General features: G+C 46.2%; 3 protein-coding genes. All 3 read left to right on the top strand.

All coding sequences use genetic code 11. The annotated features are described in order from the left end of the window. Positions 1-449: type II secretion system F family protein (locus tag R7E78_RS24590; protein ID WP_318058404.1), on the top strand; the 449-nt coding region annotated here is incomplete at its 5' end. Positions 450-510: 61 nt separating this feature from the next. Next, entirely contained in the window at positions 511-954 is a 444-nt protein-coding gene (gene gspG, locus R7E78_RS24585; RefSeq protein WP_005465191.1) for a type II secretion system major pseudopilin GspG, read from the top strand. A gap of 21 nt (positions 955-975) precedes the next feature. Next, the coding region (locus R7E78_RS24580; RefSeq protein ID WP_318058405.1) for a prepilin-type N-terminal cleavage/methylation domain-containing protein at positions 976-1,079 on the top strand (104 nt) is incomplete at its 3' end.

Genomic DNA, 1,079 nt, shown 5'->3' with positions numbered 1-1,079 from the left:
GCTTGCCGCTCGTCGGTAAGATTTCTAAAGGCCTCAATACCGCTCGCTTCGCTCGTACCTTGTCGATCTGTACTTCAAGTGCGATCCCAATTCTTGAAGGGATGCGAGTGGCGGTTGATGTGATGTCAAACCGTTACGTAAAGCAGCAAGTGTTGATTGCTGCAGACAACGTCCGTGAAGGGGCAAGCTTGCGTAAAGCTCTGGATCAAACCCGCCTATTCCCACCGATGATGCTGCATATGATCGCCAGTGGTGAGCAGAGTGGTGAGTTAGAAAGCATGTTGACGCGTGCGGCGGACAACCAAGACCAAAACTTTGAATCTACGGTCAATATTGCGTTGGGAGTGTTCACTCCTGCCTTGATCGCATTAATGGCTGGATTGGTGTTATTCATTGTCATGGCGACCTTGATGCCGATGCTAGAAATGAATAACTTGATGAGCGGATAATATTCGAATTAAGGCGTGTCTAAATTAAGACGTGGCTTGAATCTAACTTTCGGAGAAAAAAATGAAATTTAAGCGTAGTAAGCAACACGGTTTCACACTGTTAGAAGTGATGGTAGTTGTTGTTATCTTGGGTATTTTGGCAAGTTTTGTTGTTCCAAACTTGCTAGGCAACAAAGAAAAGGCAGACCAACAAAAAGCGATCACTGACATTGTGGCGTTAGAGAACGCGTTGGATATGTACAAGCTAGACAACAGCGTGTACCCAACGACAGACCAAGGTCTAGACGCATTGGTTACTAAGCCTTCTAACCCAGAACCGCGCAACTACCGTGATGGTGGTTACATCAAGCGTCTTCCAAATGACCCTTGGGGTAATGCATACCAATACCTAAGCCCTGGTGACAACGGCACGATTGATATCTTCACTTTAGGTGCGGATGGTCAAGAGGGCGGTGAAGGTCCAGCAGCGGATATTGGCAACTGGAACATGCAAGACTTCCAATAAAATGAGCGCAAGCCAGCACTAATGAAACAAATGCGAAAACATAACGGTTTTACATTAATAGAAATCCTATTGGTGCTGGTTTTGCTATCTCTTACCGCGGTGGCGGTGATCACTACGTTGCCTAC

It is taken from the genome of Vibrio sp. YT-19(2023) (assembly GCF_033337395.1).
Note: the sequence above shows the minus strand (reverse complement) of the source record. Positions and strands in the feature narration are given on the sequence as shown.

Bases quoted from the DNA above. Each gene is read 5' to 3' on its own strand.
- gspG (WP_005465191.1), top strand. From the start codon at position 511: ATGAAATTTAAGCGTAGTAAGCAACACGGTTTCACACTGTTAGAAGTG.